The sequence below is a fragment of the Enterococcus sp. DIV1375a genome, assembly GCF_051712205.1.
Taxonomy (GTDB): domain Bacteria; phylum Bacillota; class Bacilli; order Lactobacillales; family Enterococcaceae; genus Enterococcus; species Enterococcus faecalis.
Window position 1 is genome coordinate 23,212 of sequence record NZ_JBIOOM010000003.1, and the last position, 18,220, is coordinate 41,431.

The 18,220-nt window shown below is 32.5% G+C and carries 26 protein-coding genes and 1 pseudogene; 24 read left to right on the forward strand and 3 right to left on the reverse strand.

Features of this window, described 5'->3' with window-relative positions; genetic code table 11:
• Nucleotides 1-131 precede the first annotated feature (131 nt).
• The 13 genes from relB to IGJ63_RS13770 all read left to right on the forward strand — a co-directional run bounded on the left by relB (nucleotide 132) and on the right by IGJ63_RS13770 (nucleotide 5,436).
• Nucleotides 132-365, forward strand: a complete 234-nt coding sequence (relB, locus tag IGJ63_RS13710) for a type II toxin-antitoxin system RelB family antitoxin (RefSeq protein WP_002334254.1) — start codon at nucleotides 132-134, stop codon at nucleotides 363-365.
• Nucleotides 355-624 carry a type II toxin-antitoxin system RelE family toxin gene (locus IGJ63_RS13715; protein ID WP_002367773.1) on the forward strand — a complete coding sequence of 90 codons (270 nt, stop codon included), beginning with the start codon at nucleotides 355-357 and terminating at the stop codon, nucleotides 622-624. Before relB ends, IGJ63_RS13715 begins: the two co-directional genes overlap by 11 nt.
• A 115-nt stretch (nucleotides 625-739) precedes the next feature.
• Nucleotides 740-1,339 (forward strand): recombinase family protein, encoded by a 600-nt coding sequence (locus IGJ63_RS13720; protein ID WP_438746764.1) that lies wholly within the window; start codon nucleotides 740-742, stop codon nucleotides 1,337-1,339.
• A 13-nt stretch (nucleotides 1,340-1,352) separates the two neighbouring features.
• On the forward strand, nucleotides 1,353-1,637 hold the full coding sequence (locus IGJ63_RS13725) for a hypothetical protein (protein WP_075575629.1): 285 nt from the start codon (nucleotides 1,353-1,355) through the stop codon (nucleotides 1,635-1,637).
• 1 nt (nucleotide 1,638) lies between these two features.
• The gene (locus IGJ63_RS13730) at nucleotides 1,639-1,845 is read left to right on the forward strand and encodes a hypothetical protein (protein WP_263307216.1); all 207 of its coding nucleotides are present in this window, start codon (nucleotides 1,639-1,641) and stop codon (nucleotides 1,843-1,845) included.
• 114 nt (nucleotides 1,846-1,959) lie between these two features.
• A complete protein-coding gene (locus tag IGJ63_RS13735; protein WP_002367787.1) occupies nucleotides 1,960-2,154 on the forward strand; it encodes a hypothetical protein in 195 nt (64 codons plus the stop codon).
• Between the two features lie 11 nt (nucleotides 2,155-2,165).
• A complete protein-coding gene (locus IGJ63_RS13740) occupies nucleotides 2,166-2,357 on the forward strand; it encodes a hypothetical protein (RefSeq protein WP_192190576.1) in 192 nt (63 codons plus the stop codon).
• A 169-nt stretch (nucleotides 2,358-2,526) separates the two neighbouring features.
• Entirely contained in the window at nucleotides 2,527-2,757 is a 231-nt protein-coding gene (locus IGJ63_RS13745; RefSeq protein ID WP_010818068.1) for a leucocin A/sakacin P family class II bacteriocin, read from the forward strand.
• Nucleotides 2,747-3,058 (forward strand): hypothetical protein, encoded by a 312-nt coding sequence (locus IGJ63_RS13750; protein ID WP_130760241.1) that lies wholly within the window; start codon nucleotides 2,747-2,749, stop codon nucleotides 3,056-3,058. The genes IGJ63_RS13745 and IGJ63_RS13750 overlap by 11 nt, the downstream gene beginning before the upstream one ends.
• Nucleotides 3,059-3,193: 135 nt before the next feature.
• A complete protein-coding gene (locus tag IGJ63_RS13755; RefSeq protein ID WP_263307217.1) occupies nucleotides 3,194-3,373 on the forward strand; it encodes a class II bacteriocin in 180 nt (59 codons plus the stop codon).
• A 12-nt stretch (nucleotides 3,374-3,385) separates the two neighbouring features.
• Nucleotides 3,386-3,637: a bacteriocin immunity protein gene (locus tag IGJ63_RS13760; RefSeq protein ID WP_263307218.1), complete on the forward strand. Its 252-nt coding sequence runs from the start codon at nucleotides 3,386-3,388 to the stop codon at nucleotides 3,635-3,637.
• A gap of 217 nt (nucleotides 3,638-3,854) precedes the next feature.
• Nucleotides 3,855-5,171, forward strand: a complete 1,317-nt coding sequence (locus IGJ63_RS13765; protein WP_263307219.1) for a Y-family DNA polymerase — start codon at nucleotides 3,855-3,857, stop codon at nucleotides 5,169-5,171.
• A gap of 169 nt (nucleotides 5,172-5,340) precedes the next feature.
• Nucleotides 5,341-5,436, forward strand: coding sequence for a type I toxin-antitoxin system Fst family toxin (locus tag IGJ63_RS13770; protein WP_142665832.1), 96 nt, complete (start codon nucleotides 5,341-5,343; stop codon nucleotides 5,434-5,436).
• Nucleotides 5,437-5,766: 330 nt separating this feature from the next.
• On the opposite strand, the gene IGJ63_RS13775 is transcribed toward IGJ63_RS13770, so the two are convergent.
• From IGJ63_RS13775 to IGJ63_RS13785, 3 genes are all read right to left on the reverse strand, one after another.
• Nucleotides 5,767-6,057, reverse strand: a complete 291-nt coding sequence (locus tag IGJ63_RS13775; protein ID WP_101731857.1) for a hypothetical protein — start codon at nucleotides 6,055-6,057, stop codon at nucleotides 5,767-5,769.
• Between the two features lie 17 nt (nucleotides 6,058-6,074).
• Nucleotides 6,075-6,905, reverse strand: coding sequence for a ParA family protein (locus tag IGJ63_RS13780; protein ID WP_101731856.1), 831 nt, complete (start codon nucleotides 6,903-6,905; stop codon nucleotides 6,075-6,077).
• Between the two features lie 152 nt (nucleotides 6,906-7,057).
• Nucleotides 7,058-7,771, reverse strand: a complete 714-nt coding sequence (locus IGJ63_RS13785; RefSeq protein WP_257877995.1) for a replication initiation protein — start codon at nucleotides 7,769-7,771, stop codon at nucleotides 7,058-7,060.
• 666 nt (nucleotides 7,772-8,437) lie between these two features.
• On the opposite strand from IGJ63_RS13785, the gene IGJ63_RS13790 reads away from it, so the two are divergent.
• From IGJ63_RS13790 to IGJ63_RS13840, 11 genes and pseudogenes are all read left to right on the forward strand, one after another.
• Complete coding sequence (locus tag IGJ63_RS13790; protein ID WP_016633177.1) at nucleotides 8,438-9,943, forward strand: primase C-terminal domain-containing protein; 1,506 nt, start codon at nucleotides 8,438-8,440, stop codon at nucleotides 9,941-9,943.
• A gap of 121 nt (nucleotides 9,944-10,064) precedes the next feature.
• Nucleotides 10,065-11,705: a peptide ABC transporter substrate-binding protein gene (locus tag IGJ63_RS13795; protein ID WP_263307220.1), complete on the forward strand. Its 1,641-nt coding sequence runs from the start codon at nucleotides 10,065-10,067 to the stop codon at nucleotides 11,703-11,705.
• Nucleotides 11,698-12,630: a helix-turn-helix domain-containing protein gene (locus IGJ63_RS13800; protein WP_263307221.1), complete on the forward strand. Its 933-nt coding sequence runs from the start codon at nucleotides 11,698-11,700 to the stop codon at nucleotides 12,628-12,630. Before IGJ63_RS13795 ends, IGJ63_RS13800 begins: the two co-directional genes overlap by 8 nt.
• 732 nt (nucleotides 12,631-13,362) lie before the next feature.
• A complete protein-coding gene (gene traE / locus IGJ63_RS13805) occupies nucleotides 13,363-13,707 on the forward strand; it encodes a type IV conjugative transfer system protein TraE (RefSeq protein WP_438746742.1) in 345 nt (114 codons plus the stop codon).
• 1,177 nt (nucleotides 13,708-14,884) lie between these two features.
• The gene (locus IGJ63_RS13810) at nucleotides 14,885-15,352 is read left to right on the forward strand and encodes a Lar family restriction alleviation protein (protein ID WP_438746744.1); all 468 of its coding nucleotides are present in this window, start codon (nucleotides 14,885-14,887) and stop codon (nucleotides 15,350-15,352) included.
• Complete coding sequence (locus tag IGJ63_RS13815; RefSeq protein WP_438746746.1) at nucleotides 15,336-15,530, forward strand: hypothetical protein; 195 nt, start codon at nucleotides 15,336-15,338, stop codon at nucleotides 15,528-15,530. Before IGJ63_RS13810 ends, IGJ63_RS13815 begins: the two co-directional genes overlap by 17 nt.
• A gap of 397 nt (nucleotides 15,531-15,927) precedes the next feature.
• Complete coding sequence (locus tag IGJ63_RS13820; protein WP_226062431.1) at nucleotides 15,928-16,602, forward strand: hypothetical protein; 675 nt, start codon at nucleotides 15,928-15,930, stop codon at nucleotides 16,600-16,602.
• Nucleotides 16,589-16,930: a DUF5406 family protein gene (locus tag IGJ63_RS13825; RefSeq protein ID WP_016633167.1), complete on the forward strand. Its 342-nt coding sequence runs from the start codon at nucleotides 16,589-16,591 to the stop codon at nucleotides 16,928-16,930. The genes IGJ63_RS13820 and IGJ63_RS13825 overlap by 14 nt, the downstream gene beginning before the upstream one ends.
• Nucleotides 16,927-17,385 (forward strand): hypothetical protein, encoded by a 459-nt coding sequence (locus tag IGJ63_RS13830; protein WP_226062432.1) that lies wholly within the window; start codon nucleotides 16,927-16,929, stop codon nucleotides 17,383-17,385. Before IGJ63_RS13825 ends, IGJ63_RS13830 begins: the two co-directional genes overlap by 4 nt.
• Nucleotides 17,386-17,397: 12 nt before the next feature.
• Nucleotides 17,398-17,871: a hypothetical protein gene (locus IGJ63_RS13835; protein WP_226062433.1), complete on the forward strand. Its 474-nt coding sequence runs from the start codon at nucleotides 17,398-17,400 to the stop codon at nucleotides 17,869-17,871.
• A pseudogene (locus IGJ63_RS13840) lies at nucleotides 17,871-18,215 on the forward strand (DUF1642 domain-containing protein); the annotation flags it as partial. The gene IGJ63_RS13835 and the pseudogene IGJ63_RS13840, both read left to right, overlap by 1 nt.
• Between the last annotated feature and the right edge of the window lie 5 nt (nucleotides 18,216-18,220).

Here is an 18,220-nt window from a genome sequence, read left to right on the forward strand (position 1 = left end):
GTACTATATAATTATCGTTCATATTTTATTCTATATATTAGATTAACTATTATATTTGTAATTACAATGTATTGACAAATTTGCTTATTTTTAATACAATGTTATTACAAGGTGCGAATGGAGGTAATAAGATGTCTCAATCAACAATTACATTTAGAATTCCTGAGGATGAAAAAGAACTTGTGTTAGAATATGCAAAAGCTCATAATTCTTCATTAACTGAACTTTATCGAAAAACTGTATTAGATAAAATTGAAGATGAAATTGATTTAAAAACCTTACGGAACGCAATGGAAATTTCCAAAGAGAAAAAAGAGATTGGTATTTCTCAAGAGGAGATGGAGAATCTATTAAATGAAATATAAAGTTGTATATATGCCACAAGCTCAGAAACAATTAAAAAAAATGGATAGAAACCAGGCAAGAATAATAGTAGCATGGATTAGAAAAAACTTAGAAGGAACTACTGATCCTCGTCAACATGGAAAAGGCTTGACTGGAAATAGAAGTGGTGAATGGCGTTACAGAATCGGAAATTATCGAATATTGGCTAATATTTGTGATTCAGAAATTATAATACAAATATTTTCAATAGGACATAGGAGTACTATCTACAAAAAATAATTTATAGTAAGAACCAAATAGGTCAAAAACTTTTAAGTTTTTGACCTCTTTGGTTCTTCGTGCTATACTTAGAATTGTCAGGTATCAAAAACTTATGTTCAGAAAAGGTGAATAAATTTTGTCTATTTATGGTTATTCAAGAGTGAGTACTAGTAATCAAGATTACAAAACCCAGATTCAAAAACTAGAACAAGCTGGAGCAGAAAAAATATTCAGTGAAAAATATACGGGAACAAAAAAAGAAGGAAGGAAAGAATTAGAAGAACTACTATTTATTGTAAAACCTGGCGATAAAGTATTAGTGACGAAAATTGATCGGCTAGCTAGAAGTATCGTTGATTTAAATTCGATTATCTCTTCTTTAAACAATTCAGGAGTGACTATCACCTTCTTAGATAATGCCCTAAACTTTGAGCCAAATAAAAGTGATTCTATGCAAACGTTAATGATGAACATGTTAGGTAGTTTTGCACAATTTGAACGAGACTTAATCGTAACGAGAACCCAAGAGGGAAAACAGTGGCACAGAGCAAATAATAAAAACTACCGAGAAGGACGTCCGAAAAGAGTTCTGAATGATAAATATAAACATGCATTAGAGTTAATGGAAACAAATAGCATGAGAGCAGTAGAAAAGAAAACAGGCATTTCTTTGTCTACTCTTAAACGAATTAAAAAACAAGCTAAAGAAGAACAATTACTTAGTGAAAAATAGATAAGGAGTTATTATGGAAAATAGAGAGAAGATTATTCAGTTGTTGGAAAATCCTTTGGTTTCAGGGTATGGAATAGAAAAAATGTCAAATGGTCGACTCTATTCAGCAAATTTTCAAAGATATAAAAAGCGTGTAGAAAAAGAAAAAAAGCCAATGGTTATTTTTGATACAATGTCAGTAAAAGTGGAAAAACTATTATTAGAGTTGGCCGAAGAAGTATTGCGAGTTCAGCCTAAAACAAAACAAGAATATAGAGAAATGGTTGCAAGATATAGTTTTAGAAACGGAGAGATTTAAGATGGTTGTTCGAAAAAAATATGATCACTGGGGAATAGAAATTACTACGTGGAATAAGACAAATGTAGTTGCTTATGTTGATTGTGATTGTGGCCAATTGGCTAGAAGAGAGTTGGGAAAATATAATCATTTTAAGTGTAGTAATTGTAAAAAAGAATACAAATTAAGTAAGGGTATTTTCATAGAAATAAGCCCAGAAAAAATTTGAAAAAAGGGGAAATCTTGATAAAATAGTAATAGGCAACAACTAATTCCTCATTAAATATAATAGTGTCAATTAAAGTGCATAAAGTAATCCCTTAATTTTTAAAGGTGACTAGTTATGAGAAAAGAGTATGATTATCAAAAAATAGAAGTAGCTAACAGAGCTGAAGGTGTTTTGGTTGAGTATATTTCTTGTGATTGTGGCATGTTAGCGGAACGTATTCGTTGGAAACGAACAGAATACAAATGTAAAAGTTGTGGTAAACAGTATAAACTTGCATTTGGTGGACAATATATAGAAGTAAAAAATTGAGGTGACAGCTAGTGAAAGAGAAAGAAAGTACTACTTATCATACATATGAATTTTTGAAAAAAAGAAAACATGATCCTAAATGGAGAGAAGAGTATTTACAAAGAAAAGAAGAACATACTGTTGCATTTATGATTAAAATTTTTTGGTTTTTAGTAGGCTTGAATGTTGTTATTTGGACATACGGTTTTTACAAGCATTTTTAGTTGAAGATGCAAAAAAAATAAGTAGGTAGATTCTTTTTAATTATATATACCTTCTTACAAAAATGTTAGGAAAAAACCTTTATTATAGTGTTTACAAAACTATACCAATAGTTCTATAATTTCTGTATAGAAGACGTTTTCTAATTTTTATTTTTCGAGGTGAACATTAATGAAAAAGAAATTAGTTAAAGGTTTAGTTATTTGTGGCATGATCGGGATTGGTTTTACAGCATTAGGAACAAATGTAGAAGCTGCTACGTATTACGGAAATGGTGTCTATTGTAATAAACAAAAATGTTGGGTAGATTGGAGTAGAGCGCGTTCCGAAATTATAGACAGAGGTGTAAAAGCATACGTCAATGGATTTACGAAAGTGTTAGGTGGTATAGGTGGAAGATAATAAAAATCAAAAGCTATTTACACTGTTATCAAGGGTATATAATACGTACACACTTGATAATAAGGAAGTAAAAGATGGGCTTTTAGAAGCAGCAAAAGTATTGCAACAAGAAGACTATACTAAATCTATTATTATCATTTACAAAAACCTTGCTAAGTTAAAAGCAGAGCAAAGAATAGAGATACCTGAAATTCGTGAGCTAATGGATTTTATAAAAAAGGATTATCAAAATTTAAGTAGAAAAGAACTGAGAGATAATGATATTGGATATGGCTTTGAAGCAATACCGTATATTTTTTAATTGAATGGTTGCAAAATCTTATGTAAATAATTTATTTTAGTGTATACAAAATTTAGACAAATAACCGTTATAAATTCTTATTTTCGAGGTGAACATTCATTAAAAAAATTAGTTAAAGGCGTAGTTATTTGTGGCATGATTGGAATTGGTTTTACAGCATTAGGAACAAATGCAGAAGCTGCCACGTATTACGGAAATGGTGTCTATTGTAATAAGCAAAAATGTTGGGTAGACTGGAGCAAAGCAATTACTATTATTGGAAATAATGCAGTTGCAAATTGGGTTACCCGTGGACATGCTGGTTGGAATTATTAAGGAGGTAGCAAAATGAAATGGTTTGCTGGAGGTCAGGATAGAGGAAAGCAAGTTTCTGTCTTAATCAATGAACTACTCAACGAGTTAAATGATTCTCGAAATATTCAGTTAAAACATATTTTGATTGACTATAAAGATAAATTAAATAAGCAACAAGCTTCTGTTCCATTTCTATTAAGTCAACTGAATATAGAAATGGCAAAAGCTATTCAGCATGATTCATCTGAATTATCACTTAAACAAAAAGATATAATAAAAAAATAACAAGTTTATCCAATATTCGATATGGATATTAGAACATATTAATATGTTATTTTTTATATTTAAGTCCCCACCCCACTGTCGACCAAGTCAGTGGGGTTCTTTTTTATGCTACTTTGAGAAATATAATAAAAAATATTACTATTAAAAATGAACATTGTTCGCTTGATTATACGAACTTTAGTTCGTATAATGTTGAGCGGAAAGGTGGTTTTTTTGTATGAAATTTGATTATTCCAAAGAACCTAGACGCGACATTCTGTGTATTGATGTAAAATCATTTTATGCGAGCGTAGAATGTGTAGAACGCGGCTTAGATCCCCTCAAAACAATGCTTATAGTAATGAGTGGGGCTGATAATGCAGGTGGATTAGTACTTGCTGCTTCTCCAATGGCAAAAAAAGTTCTAGGAATTTCTAATGTGACTCGTAAAGACGAAGTCCCTGATCACCCTGATTTATTAGTTGTACCACCAAGAATGAATGTGTATATGAAAAAGAATCAAGAAATCAATAATTTATATAAAAGATTCGTTGCCGACGAAGATCATTCTGTCTTTAGTGTAGATGAAAGTTTTTTAGATATTACTGCTTCTCTCTCCTACTTTAATTGTGATTCAGCATTTAAGTTGGCCAAAATTATACAGCGTGTGATTTATAATCACATGGGATTGTACGTAACTATTGGAATTGGTGATAATCCTTTGCTAGCTAAATTAGCATTAGACAATGAAGCAAAAAATACACCTGGTTTTGTAGCGGAGTGGAGATATGAAGATGTTCAAGAAAAAGTTTGGTCTATCTCACCTATTACGGAATTTTGTGGGATTGGTAAACGCATGGCTGCTCGATTAAAGATGTCTGGAATTCAATCGATTTACGATTTAGCTCATGCAGATCCTTACATTTTAAAGCAACGTTTTGGTGTCATGGGATTACAGCTGTACGCTCATTCTTTGGGGATTGATCGAAGTTTTTTAGGGGAAAAGAAACAAACTCCCAAAGAAAAATCATTTGGGAATAGTCAAGTATTGCCTAAAGACTATGCACGAAGGGATCAAGTTGAATTAGTACTGAAGGAACTTGCTGACCAGGTAGCAACTAGATTGAGGAATGCAAACTGTCAAACTGAGTGTGTTTCAATTTTTGTTGGTTATTCTAAAGGACAAGTTGATGCACTGAGCAGGTCTGGTTGGCGAAAACAGCTTAAAATCGCTCGTAGCAACAACACAAAAGTGTTAACCGAGCATGTTTTAAAGCTTTTTCGAGAAAACTATGTTCCTGGAATAGACATTCGTAATTTAGGCGTTTCATTTGGAAAGTTGGTTTGGGATACTACTCTTCAGTTAGATCTCTTTTCTGTTCCTGAAGAACAAATTGTAGATATTCAGTTGGATTATTTGATTGATAAAATACGTCAAAAATTTGGCTTTAAAGCATTGATACATGCTTCTTCTCTTTTAGATGGAGCAACAGCTGTGAATCGTGCAGGATTGGTTGGTGGGCATTCCGGAGGAAACATTGGCTTGGAAAGATAAACTAAAAGAGAAAAGGAGGAATTTCTCCTTTTCTCTTTACATAAAATACTTATCAGTTGTTTCATTTTCTTTGTTAAGGCCTACAAAACTAAAATTTTTTGTTTTTATATAGATTTTAAGATTATGTTATAATTAGTACGGCAACTTGCCACTAAAGGTGGTGTTGTTCGTGTATGAGTTTTTATCATTGGTTATCGCACCTCTTTTTGTTGGCCTAGTTTTAGAACTAGTTTCTCACTGGTTAGAAGAGAAAGACGATAACTAAGCAAGTTGTCTCTAACCCACACGTTCGGAGTCGCAACGAACGAAAAAAAAAGCCAATCCCTTTCGTCGCAGGTAGGGATTGGCTTTTGTGCTGTTCGCACGAGTTTTTATCATTTCGCACTTTCAGTATAACATATTATTAAAGTAGGTCAACAAATTTGTACTTTGAAGACTATCAATATTCATAATATTTTTTATTAGAAAAAGTTAGACATAAAAGATTCAAAACATATTTATGTGCATGCTTGCGCGCATGAATATGTGCATGCCCAATATAAGCATGAACACAAACACACGCACGCGCATACGCATGTTTATATTTATGTGTATGTTAATCTTTATATGCGGTATATACTTGATCAATGAAATCTCCAACAAGATCTGATTGGGAACGATTAAACATTGCTGAAAGTTCCTCTAAACGTTCTATTTGTGAAGGATACAATGTTAAATTTTTAGGTTTTTTATTCATTCCAACACTACCAGAGACTATATTGAAGGTAGAAACTTTGTTGGTATTTGATTCTGCCTCGTTGTTAACAGATTCAATATTTTTTGAATTTGTATTATCTTTGTCAAAATCTAAACCTTGAAATTTTTTAAAACGATTTGTGTTTGTCATTGTTAATACTCTCCTTTTTAGTGATTATCCATAATCATACGCATTTTTTCGTACAATTCAAATGTACGATCAAAGAAAGTCTTATGTTTAGCATAAGTATTTTTGTCTTTAGCAAATTCATTAATTGGGGTCATTTCAATATTGGCTGTATTTATAAGTTCTTTTTTTTGAAAATATCCAATAAATTTATCATGCTGATTGGCTAATTCTAAGAATTCTTTTGAAGAATTTGTGTTGTGTTCAATTTTATTTCCGACAAATTTAAATTCTGCTTGTAAGTACGATTCTTTCGTCCTAAATTCAACTAATTCTTCTCTTAAAACTTCAATATCGTGTTCTAATTTTTGAACAGCTATAAATGCATCCATAGAGGGATCAGAAACTGCAAATACAACGTCTGAAGCAACCCATGCGTTTTGTGTAATAATACTAGTATCATTATGTGTATCAATTAAGATGTAGTCGTATTTTTCTGCTAGTTTTTCATAATTATCAGCAATCCAAGCTACAATAATTAGTCTATTATTTGGTTTTGTTTGTATTTTTTTTTCTATTTCTGGAAGGTTATTACTACTAACAATTAAGTCTAAATTTGTATGAATATTAATTGGTTCAACATTTCCATGTGTAAATAGATTCCCAATTTTATTTTCAGGTTTAATTAATCCTAAGTCATATTTTTCATTCATTAAATATCTAGAAGATAAATTACCCGATTCGTCTAAATCAATAAGTAGCACACTTTTTTCCTCAGATATTTTTTCTCCTAAATTGAAGATAGTTGAAGATTTACCGGTTCCACCTTTTTGTATATTAATTGAACCGACTGCTAATTCTTTATTGCTCATTGTGTCTCCCCCATTTCTAAAAGATATGTTTCTTAATAATTTTAATTTACCACGTATGCGCATAAATGTCAACATGAATATGCGCATAAATATACGTATGAATGTATTGATGTTTATGCGCAATAAAAAAAGCTGTTATTACAGCTTTTTGGTTATCCTTCAAGTAAATCTCCTTGTTTTTTATTGACATAAAATCTAACAGATACAGTTTTTCGCCCTTTTCTCACTGTTTCATAATCAATAGTCATAAAAGTATTTTCGTTTATATTCTTTTTAGCTTTTCTTAAATACGCTTGAACTCTGGACCATTCTAAATTTTCTTTATTAAACAATTCTTTGATTCTTTCAACTGAAAGTTCAATGACTTTATCATCATTGTAAGAGCGTAGTTCTTCATATAATCTTTTGGCAAATAAGCTTTTAAGGTTAACTACGTCAGCAAAATAAAACTGTGTGTAATTTCCAGAGCGTACTAATCCTAGTAAATGAGGAGATAAATCTTTATCTAATTGAAGTCTAGCAAGACCATTTTTTACATAGGCTTTATCAAGCCAGCGACCGATAGTTTTGGTTCCGTTTGGCATTTCAAACCAAAATCCTTTGTTTGCTAAAGTTAAAAGGGCTTCCATTGTAGAAGAGTATGCAGCACCACCAGCTCCAAATTTACATATTTCATTTAGTTCCTTAATAGACACCTCAATTTCATACAGTTCACTATCATGTTGCTTTACTTGAGAAATGAGATAATCTATTAAAGTCAACTCTTTTGCTGATAAAGAATGTTTAGCCTCTCTGATTAAGCCTGTAGATTTTCTAACAATGTAAGGATCGATGTCCTTTTCAGGGAATAATTCTAATTGATTCATATAAGCAACTCCATTCAACTATATTATAGCATACTTTTTTTAAAAAATTAGGATTTTGTATGCTACAAAAAAAGCATGAGCATACGCATTTTTATATTTACGCGCACAAATATAAGCATAAATATACGCATAATTGTGCGTGTTAAATAACATATAAAACTAAGTTGATGGAAAAAAATGTGCTATATGGATATTTTTTTCCATAGAATTAATCAATATGGAAAAAAGTATGCCATATTAAATAAGCTGAAAACACTAGTAAATTAAGGTTTTATGATATGGCACACTTTTTTCCATACAAATTTTTATTTACAAAAATGAAAAGATGGTTTATTCTTCAAATAACAAAACGAAATGTAAAAAAAAGAGACGGTAACAAGTAGACCAGCCAGTCTGACTTGTTACAGAATCCCAAATGAACCACCCATTTCAGATTCTTCTTCGTCCCCGAGAGATAAAACTACTTGAACCTAGCTTTATCCAATATTTAGATCAATTAGAGAGAAGCAACTCTCTATTTCTCTAAAATTATACCATGGGACGACGAATATATCAATGTTTTTAACTGAAAAAATCAACGGATTTTGCTTTTAAAACAATGTTTTGAGAACTGGATGGTGTGCCCGGCAGTTCTCTTTTTTTGTTTGAAAGTAAGGTGGCAATAAAATGAATGTAGCAGCTATAGTTAAAGACATTTTAAAAGACAGTATTCGAGAGTATAAATTTTTAAATAGCAAAATTAAACCAATCCATTATCAAGCGCATGGAAAAAAAGGTGCCATGTTTGCTTTTCGTTCAAAAAAACAAATGATGCAAGCACGAGGGGTAGTTCTTACTTCTTTAGAAGCATTGAATGAAAATGAAAACAAGTTCACACATTGGACCCCCAACGTTTATAGTTATGGTGCATATGCAGATGAAGCAAGAACAGTGGTGAAAGGGCACAATGAACAGAACTTGCAACAAATTAACACGTTTGTGATTGATTTTGATAAAGTACCTGGAGAAACGTTGGATGCACAACGAATTCTTGATGTGGCGATTGATCTTGAATTGATGCCTACGTTAATCTTAGAAACACCAGGTGGGTTTCAAGCATATTTTATTCTAGAAAATGCCTGGTACATTTCGTCAAAAAATAATTATCAGTCTATTGAAGTAGCTAAACGAGTGTCAGAAAATTTACGCAAAGCTTTTGCAGAAGAACTTTCTTCTGTTGATTTAGGCTGTAACCATTTTGGGATTGCTCGTATTCCACGTAAAGACAATGTAGTCTATTACTATCCTGCATTAAAACATGACATGCAACAGTTGATTCAATGGTCTATGAAATATGAACCAGCGAAAACAGTGAAAAAACCGAATTTATCACTGGTGCAACCAGAATATAAGCAAGTAAAAGAAAAATGGTATCAATTGTTGATTAGTAATCCTAAAATCGTTGGGACTAAAGGGAAATTGGGACGAAATAACGTGATTTTTACGTTGTCTTTGGCAAATTATGCTTCAGGAGTTGAGCTAGAAGATTGCTTAAACGAAATGGATTTGTTTAATAGTGCGCTAGCTACACCTTTAAAAGACAGTGAACGAGTAAGAATAGTGAAAAGTGCGTACTCAGGGAAATATCGAGGAGCAAACAAAGAATATGTTCGTGCTTTAGTTACTGAGTGGGGATTAGAAAGTTGTTCGGAAGCAGGATTGTTTACGCAACAAAGAACTACCTGGTATAAATTCAAAAAAGAACGACATGAAAGAAAGCAATCCCACCTTTCTGAGTGGAAAGCAGACCTTTTGGCGTATCTTGAAACACAGTGCCATGAAAAACAACCGGAATTACAAGTAACAAAAGCAGAATTACAAACAAATATTGTGTATCAAGGAAAAGAAATTCCAAAAAGATCGTTAGATCGTGCGTTAAAAGAATTACAAGCAGAAGGCAAGATTTATTTGAAAACAAAGTTTGGTCGTGGAGGTGGACTGGTTGTAGCTACGCGTAAAGCGCTTATTCGAACAATCATTATGGTTAATCAACAAACAAAAACAGCCTATAGAGATTGGCTAAAAGCGTTTGTGGAAGAAGCAGCTATGCTGCAAGCAAAAGTCTTACAGCCGTTTTATGTACCAACTATTACCAGTCCAGAAAGGCAATTAGCATTGTGGGATACTGGTTGAAAATAAAACATGCCAACTGCCAATACATTATTTCTTGAATACTTTCGCCTACTGTCTTTTAAGATATGTTGTTCTTGGTATTAGAGTATTAGACATATTTTTTGAAAGGATTTGAGGTTTTTTGAAAAATCCAACTATAGTGTTTTTGCTTCTGATTTGTGTGTTTTTTATTAGTGGTTGTAGTGTAAGTACGGAGAAAAATACTGAGCCTGCTAAGCAAGTATTTTCAAGAGTTGAACCTGTTGAGTTAGCAAGTATTGATGTTTCTTTAGCTACAGACGGATATAGTCAAACGGTGTTGTCTAATGTCAATGAAGGGCTGTATCGTGCAGGAAAAGACGAGAAGTTAGAAGATGCTGGTGCTAAAAGTGTGGCTATTTCTGAAGATGGCCTAACGTATACATTTCAGTTAAATAAGCAAGCTCGATGGTCTGATGGAAAGCCTGTTACTGCAAAGGATTATGTGTATTCTTGGCGTCGAACAGTGTCTCCAGATACTGGATCAGAAATTGCTATGTTATTTTCCCCTGTAAAAAATGCAACTAAAATTGTTGAAGGGAAGCTTAGTCAAGAAAAATTAGGTGTAAAAGCTGTCAATGATTATGAGTTGGTGGTGAGTTTAGAGAGTCCGACGCCTTATTTTTTGAGTTTGTTAGCTTATCCTACTTTTTTCCCTCAGAGAGAAGATATTGTTGAAAAATATGGAAAAGAGTATGCAATGACAAGTGAAAAAACAGTGTACAATGGGCCATTTTGTTTAGAAGATTTTAAAGGCCCAGGAGTTTCTACTTCTTGGGTGTTGAAGAAGAATGAGCAGTATTGGGATAAAAAACATGTGAAGTTGAGTGAAGTTAAAACTCAGGTCGCGAAAGATCAAGGAACAGCTTATAATTTGTATCAAGATGGAAAAGTAGATGAGACGTATGTGACAGGTGAATTTTACTTACAAAATAAAAAGAATCCTGAACTAAGAGAAATTCAGCAAAGTAATTCGTTTTATATTCAAGCAAATGTTGGGAATAAAGAATCAATTGTTGCAAATAAATTGGTGCGTGAAGCGTTATCCTATGCAACAAATCGTGAAGAACTTACGGATAAAGTTTTGAATAACGGTTCTATACCAAGTGGTAATTTGAGCCCGAAAGGGATGGCTTTTTCTCCAAAAAATGCAAAAGATTTTGTGGACGAATGTAGTGTGAAAGCAAAATATGATAAAGAGCAAGCTTTGGCTAAGTGGCAAGAAAGTGCATTAGAAAAACAGGGAAAAACTGTAGAACTTTTGGTTTCAGATACAGGTAATTCTAAACAAATCGGCGAATATTTGAAAGATCAATGGGAAACGCATTTACCAGGATTAACGGTGAATGTCACACCATTACCGTTTTCTGCTGTTTTGGAACGGATGCAGAAAAGAAACTATGAATTAGTATTAACAGGTTCAAAACCAGAATATCCAGATCCAACTAGTTTGTTAAATAGCTTGGTAACGAATAATGCACAAAATTATAGCGGATATTCTAACCAACAAGTGGATCAATTGATGAAAAAAGTTCATGAAGAATTAGGTACGGATATAGAAGCACGTTGGGATACGTTGATTGATGTAAATAATCTTGTGATGGAAGACTTGCCAGTTATTCCATTGTTACAACAAAGAAAAACTTATTTGAGAAATAAGGATATAAAAGGTGTTCAGGAACATACATTAGGTGCAGAATTTGATTATAAAGACGTGAAGGTGGTGAAAGCTGAAAATGTCTAATAAGAAGTTGATTAATGAGATTGTTAAAAAAATTAGGATCGAAAGTGGTATTAAACAAAAAGATGCGAGACGAAATGTGATGAGTGCAGATGCTTATTCAAGAATCGAAAATGGTAAAAAAGAAATATCTTGGAATGAGTTAATTGGTATCTTAGAGAATTTGAATATTTCGTTGTCAGAGTTTGTTTCGATTTACGGAGAGCCTATATTAACACATGGATTGAGAGAAAAAGTTCGTATGTTATATTATGAGATTGATTCTGTAGAGGCTCAAGAACAATTAATCGCAATTTATGAGCAATTAGAACAAACTTGTTCAGAATTACAGTCATGTGAGAAAAGTGTTTATTTTGATATAAAACAAATTTTTCATCAGAAATTTCCAAAAAAAATAAATCCCATAACAAAAAAAGAGTTGCAAGAAGTAGTTAGTTTAGTTAAGAAAAAAAAGGGGAAACAATTTTTTGATGAAGATTATCGCTTAATTAGTCAAACCATTTTAGATATGGATAAAGAGGATATGGAACTAGTTTTAGATTCCTTGTTTCCTTTAGAACAAAAAAATATATCTGAATTAAGTAAAAAGTATTTGAGTAATCTTTTTTTGAATTGTTTAACTCCTATGCTAAAAGCTTATGATCATGATATGGTTGAAAAAGTATTTTCAATTGTCAAAGAACATAAATTTCTTTATCAAGATAGCTATTTTTACAGAATAAATCTTAGCTATTTAGAATGTTTTTATAATTTTTTACAAACCAATAACGTGTATGAATTAGAAAAAATCAATGATATATTAAGAACTTTGGAAATTGTAGGTGATAAAGAAACTTCAGATGCTATGCGTGAGGAAATGAAAGAGATTTTGGAAAAGAAAGGGAGAAGTAAGCTTTCTTGTAATTATGCGTTGATTAACAAAATCTAAAATTCTGAAAACTAATATAAAAAATGGCGATTTTTATAAAAATCAAAAAAAATGAAAAAAAGTTGCCGAAAAACTGGTAAAAACTAATAAGTTTAGAAAAAAGTTGTTTAAAAGTAAAATAAAGTTAGATAAAATAATCTTAACAAAACAGGAAAGCGAGGTGCATAGAGTGAAAAATGTAGCCAAAGCGTTAAGTTCATTAGCAGTATGTATACTTGTATTGAGCTTAGTTTAACTAGAATAATCACTAAATTATTAAAAAATAATTTGCATTATTTTTAAGGGTATGCTATTCTTTTTTTGAAATTATTAGAATTAGAGAATACACTTTTAAATAAATGCGATGTTTGTTGAGTTTCCGGCTTAAAAGTAAGCATGAGAAGCTAGCAGGCAACAAAAAAAGAACCGTCTCCTGGCTGGTAACCTGGAGATTAAGACAATTCATACAGCTTTGGCGAGCTGAATTGCCCTCGGTCCTTTTTGTTGCAACCTGCGTTACAACAAACTGTATTATATCAATTTATGCGCAAAAAGAAAAACATTTTTTCTTGATTTTCCTTAAACTCTTTTTCTCTTCTCATTTGAGAAACTGAATTTTGGGACGCTTATTTTGGTATAATCTGTTTTTGCTGTATGTAGGATGTTTCAAAGGGGAGATTGTGCAATTTGGCGCAATCTCCCCTTTTTTTGTTGCGTGCTAATTTTTCATGATGATGCTAAGGAGGAATTTCAGTGATTAAAGTCTTACGTAAAGAGGATATTGGGTATTATGGCGCAAGAGTAACGACATTTTCCTCAAGAGAAAAACGCCAGTTAAGAAATACACGTTCTGAAACGCATAAAAGCAGTAAAAACTATCGGATTGATGGGTTAGAAGCGATTGAAGTAGAACATTATTTCGAAGGAACCAAGAAAAAAGTAAGAGAAAGGGCGAGAATTTTGTTAAAAGATGTCTATCCTGAAATTAAACATGTCTATGATCACAACGATATTTTGATTGGCCGTAGAATTCAACGTGGCGCTCCCTTAAAACCTACGGGAAAAGGAATGAGCAAATTTTTACGTTATGAAAACTAAATAAAAAACGATTTGTCTTCTTGGACGTGCTTGAAAATGTTATGGAACTTTTGGTTGATTTCTGTGATGTGAAAAAGAGAAATGTTGGACACAAGAAGGTGGCGTGAGCGGTCAGCGGTTAAAGTTAGGGCAAACGATTGCCAGTCCTTTTTAGAATGAACGAAGGTCGTTCTTAGTCTATGTACAACAACGAATTGGTGCATAGAAGTACACGCTTGCGAATAACTTTTGTAAATGAACAAGAATGATGACGATTCTTGGTAAACAATTGGAGCACGTAGAAAGGATGCCAAAAGGAAAGTAACCTATAGCGCCTAGATTTATCAGAGCAGCTACTAAGGGATCTAGGCTTTGACACTTCTTTTGATAAAAAAGAAAAGGCTTCTCGTAATGGGGAAGCGCCTATCTGGAAAAGGTAGGTTGTGTGCTGCACTACATATAGGCACTTGTAATGAAAAACAGGACATTACATTTACCGTTGTCTATTAGGGTTTCTAGTTTCGGACGCCATAAACTAGTCGAAATTAATTTTTAAGTGGGTCCAAGAAGACAAAGTGTAAAAATTAGTGCGTGTTATTGTCTGTTTTACGTTTCTTTATGGCAGGAAGGCTAAACCATAGAAGCAGCGCAACAGGGAAGAAGAACAAGAAAACGCCTAAACTGATTTTATGTAATAAAAAGACAACAGCGAATACTAAAAAAGCAAGAAATAAAATAAAAACAGTTAGTTGCATGGTCGTTCGTCCTTTCGATTTAGTTTCTAAAGCTATTTTAGTAAGAAAATATGATTTTTTCAAAAAAATTGTTTAGAAAAAACATGAAAGATTTAGGATTTAAGGCGTTTACAGTAAAAGAAATCTTTGGAGGCTAATTATGAAATTAATCTATGTTTTATCTGAAAAAGAAGAAGATAAAATCTATGTAAAAAAATTATAGACAATTATTGCAGTTTTGGACCTAAAGAGGATGCAAAAGCATTTACTAGTGAAGAAGCTGAACAGATGAGAAGACTGTTAGAGAATAGTGTAGGTAATGCGTTTGTTATTGATGATGACAGGGAGGTAAAAAATGGGTTTCAAGTTTAGCGATTATTATAATGCTGAAAATATTTGCCTGTCAGAAGAAATCATTAGAGAGTTACTTGTGGCGTGTTTTGAAGAAGGAGAGAAATCTAAGAATGAGTAAAATTCATATAAAACCATGCCCGTTTTGCGGTTCAGAAAACATTAGTTTTAATGCGTTTAGTATTTCATCAGATGCATATGTATTGTGTGAACAGTGCAATGCAAGCATTGAAATATCTATTCCATGGGACGGCATGGATGAAAAAGAGCACGATGAAGTTTGTTTGGAAAAATTATCAGTTCTTTGGAATAAAAGAGCTTCTAAAAGGACTCAATCAGAACTCAATCCTGATCAACAAACTGTCCTTGATTGGCTGAAAACAAATGTTGAACAAGATAACGTAAGTTCAATGTGCGCTGTATTTCTTCTTGGAGAATGGCAGACACGGATAGGTTCAAAAGAGCTTAGGAGCGTAGATATATCTTATTGTCGTTTGAATCCAAAGCAACAAGCTCAAGTATTACAAGTGTTTGGTGAATGGTGCAACGAACGGAAGGAAGCAAATGAAAGTAATTCATAAACAGTTTATAGGACAAGATACTGAAATTAGCATGGTATACAGTAAAGGTGGCTATTCTGTAAGTATTTATATCGATAATCTAAAAAATTATTGTACTCAGCTGTATCGAAATTTCAATAACAAAGCTGAAGCAGAAGCTTTTTATTTTAGCTTAACTGAATTGGAAGAGCAGCAATGAATACACGAAAATTGCTTGAGCAGGTAAAAGAAATGATCGCTGTGGCGGAAGTAGAGAGACGCGAAGGTGAAGATAGAAAGCGTAAGTCGCACTATTGCACCTTGTACAAAACTAGGGTGAGTACATGAGTGGTGCAATCCCACTCCAGCGATATCGAGGTTGACAATACCGTTCAATCTCAAAAAAATACTAAAAGGTTGCTCCTTTTGGTTGGCGTGACGCATCGGGGATGCAAAAAAATTTTCCTTTTCTTTCAAAAACATAGATAAATATTAATGCATTTAAAAGACTGAATTCCTGTACTAGATATATATATATTTAGTGAATGACAAATTTTAATGTAGGTTCGACTCCTACCACGCCAATAAAAAATATTGAAATTGAAAGGATGAAAAAAATGAGTAGGTTAAGTAAAATTAATGATTTAGCGTTTGAATTGAGACATGAAACGGAGAAAGAAAAACGAATAGTTCTTGCGCATAAGATCTATGAGTTATCTGAAGTAACGCCAACTGAATACGATCAAACGTTGTTAATTCAAAAATTAACTGAGCCGCAATATAGAGAATGTCCTTTACTTTCATCAATAAGTTTGCTAAGAGAACAAAATTCATTTTTAGCAGCAAAGTTAGATAACTTAACAGAAGAACAACAAATGTTTGTGCTAAAAGAAGTTTGTAACGAGCGTATGAAACTGGGTGAGGAACAAAATACAAGTCTTTCTTTTGATAAAAAAAATAGCTTGTTAGCTTATATTCATGGTTTAGCAGGTGGTATTGTGTTTTATTATCAAGAAATAGGTGAAGAACAAGTTATTGTTTGTAGTAGACAAATATATCGTATGTCTTTTAATGCAGAAAGTAAAAAGGGGGACAAAGTAAGATATATTGGCCCTGACTTTCCGGAATTAACAGGAAAAGTTGCAACAATTATTGATATCAATAGCGAAGGATATGTTATTTGTTTTAATGCAGAATCTATGGGAGAAGTAAAAAGAGCACTAACGTGTTCATTTGAAGCTTACGATATTGAAAAAGTCATTGAAGAGGCTAAAAGCAATGAAAAATTATGATCCAAATATCCGATGGGGCCAGCATACTATCAAGGTAAGTTTCCAACAGTGGGACTATAAAGGATATTTAACCTTTGTAAAAAGTGGAAATTGTAAAGGCTTAGTCGTATTAAGAATAGACGAAGACGATTTATATGACATGAAATTTAAAGAAAACCCAGTCAATTTTGAATGGGTTGATACAGATGATGATGGCGAAGACTGGTTTACAATGACTTTGAAAAATGATAAAGGCGACAAATTGTTAGTTAATGATGAGTGGGAATGTTTGAAAGATTATATTGTAGGCGTGGAAATTGTTGATTTTGTGGAGGAGGAAGAAGAATGATTCCCAAAATAGAAGTATATATGCACGATAATTCTGTCGGTTATGCGCAATGGTTCGAAATAGATTCAATTGATTATCTTGAGAATAGGTTTGTTATTCTTGATGATTTTGGAAATTTGCAGGAGTTTTCCGGTGAAGGTCGTTTATTTAGAGTAAAAAATGAAGAAGAAAAACAAATAAAGTTTTATAAAATTAAATTCCCTTACTTTGCACTAATTGCTGCTGAAAATCAAAAGCAGTGTTTAGAACGTTATAGAGGAATTGGCTGCGAAGTAGAAGACGAAAAAGAATTTTTTGATGATATGAAAACAATTGATAAATACGAAGCCTTCAAAATGCTTGCTAAAAGTCATATTGAAGATGGTGGAGAGTTGGGCGCAGAAGAAGCTTTCAATCAGTTAGAAAATATTGAATCGAACGGCGAAGTATTGTTAATCGATAGCGGTTTGCTTTAGGAGGAGTAATCGTTGCTATCTATTCTAAGAGTTTATAAAGAAGGATTTAACGAGAGCATAAAAATTGGTGAGTCGCTTGAACATACGGGTGATAAATATATTGTTATCCGCATACTTGAATTGAAAAAATTGTATTTTAGTAACTCTGTAAGATTAGAAGTAAAAATATTGGTCCAAAAAGTAGGCGAAATAACAGATTATCATAAATATAAAATGAATTTTACATTCACTGAACGTTACAATCAAAGTAAAGAAGATGACACGCTAAGATTAGCAAAATTAGCTAAAATAGGAAATATCATATTTTCTAGTGATAAAAAAATGGCGTATGAAGTGATTTCAATTAATAGTATTAACTATGAGTTTGTTGATCTGGTTGTTGAATACACAGCACAAATGATTGTTCCATGGTCTGAACAGGAAATAAATAAAGTGTTATTCGATGAGCGTAAAAGTACATTTAAAGTTTTGGAAGGTGGACTCTAATGGACAAACAAGAATTGATTGAAGAGTTAGAATGCTTAGAAGTTTCTACGTGTAGCCTTGATTATTTGAAAGGTGCTGACTATGCGAATGAAAGAGCAATTAGCTTAGCAAAACAACTAAAAGAATCGAAAAAAGCTGTATTGCCGAAATTTGTTGCTGATGAGTTAGAAAAGTTAGCAGATAAATATCTAACGTTAAGAGAACTTTATGCTAGTGACGTTAATTGGTTAAATAACAGAACTGTCTATCTTGAGGGAAAAGAGTTAGAACTAGCAAATTGGGTTAATAAAAATGAAACCATTTTTGAATATGCTTGGATGCACGGCTACGAAGTCGAGAAAGAAATCTG

Bases quoted from the DNA above. Each gene is read 5' to 3' on its own strand.
- IGJ63_RS13715 (WP_002367773.1), top strand. From the start codon at position 355: ATGAAATATAAAGTTGTATATATGCCACAAGCTCAGAAACAATTAAAA.
- IGJ63_RS13810 (WP_438746744.1), top strand. From the start codon at position 14,885: ATGAGTAAAATTCATATAAAACCATGCCCGTTTTGCGGTTCAGAAAAC.
- IGJ63_RS13785 (WP_257877995.1), bottom strand. From the start codon at position 7,771: ATGAATCAATTAGAATTATTCCCTGAAAAGGACATCGATCCTTACATT.
- relB (WP_002334254.1), top strand. From the start codon at position 132: ATGTCTCAATCAACAATTACATTTAGAATTCCTGAGGATGAAAAAGAA.
- IGJ63_RS13830 (WP_226062432.1), top strand. From the start codon at position 16,927: ATGATTCCCAAAATAGAAGTATATATGCACGATAATTCTGTCGGTTAT.
- IGJ63_RS13775 (WP_101731857.1), bottom strand. From the start codon at position 6,057: ATGACAAACACAAATCGTTTTAAAAAATTTCAAGGTTTAGATTTTGAC.
- IGJ63_RS13790 (WP_016633177.1), top strand. From the start codon at position 8,438: ATGAATGTAGCAGCTATAGTTAAAGACATTTTAAAAGACAGTATTCGA.
- IGJ63_RS13820 (WP_226062431.1), top strand. From the start codon at position 15,928: ATGAGTAGGTTAAGTAAAATTAATGATTTAGCGTTTGAATTGAGACAT.
- IGJ63_RS13760 (WP_263307218.1), top strand. From the start codon at position 3,386: ATGAAATGGTTTGCTGGAGGTCAGGATAGAGGAAAGCAAGTTTCTGTC.
- IGJ63_RS13765 (WP_263307219.1), top strand. From the start codon at position 3,855: ATGAAATTTGATTATTCCAAAGAACCTAGACGCGACATTCTGTGTATT.
- IGJ63_RS13780 (WP_101731856.1), bottom strand. From the start codon at position 6,905: ATGAGCAATAAAGAATTAGCAGTCGGTTCAATTAATATACAAAAAGGT.
- IGJ63_RS13800 (WP_263307221.1), top strand. From the start codon at position 11,698: ATGTCTAATAAGAAGTTGATTAATGAGATTGTTAAAAAAATTAGGATC.
- IGJ63_RS13825 (WP_016633167.1), top strand. From the start codon at position 16,589: ATGAAAAATTATGATCCAAATATCCGATGGGGCCAGCATACTATCAAG.
- IGJ63_RS13730 (WP_263307216.1), top strand. From the start codon at position 1,639: ATGGTTGTTCGAAAAAAATATGATCACTGGGGAATAGAAATTACTACG.
- IGJ63_RS13745 (WP_010818068.1), top strand. From the start codon at position 2,527: ATGAAAAAGAAATTAGTTAAAGGTTTAGTTATTTGTGGCATGATCGGG.
- IGJ63_RS13735 (WP_002367787.1), top strand. From the start codon at position 1,960: ATGAGAAAAGAGTATGATTATCAAAAAATAGAAGTAGCTAACAGAGCT.
- IGJ63_RS13725 (WP_075575629.1), top strand. From the start codon at position 1,353: ATGGAAAATAGAGAGAAGATTATTCAGTTGTTGGAAAATCCTTTGGTT.
- IGJ63_RS13815 (WP_438746746.1), top strand. From the start codon at position 15,336: ATGAAAGTAATTCATAAACAGTTTATAGGACAAGATACTGAAATTAGC.
- IGJ63_RS13755 (WP_263307217.1), top strand. From the start codon at position 3,194: ATGATTGGAATTGGTTTTACAGCATTAGGAACAAATGCAGAAGCTGCC.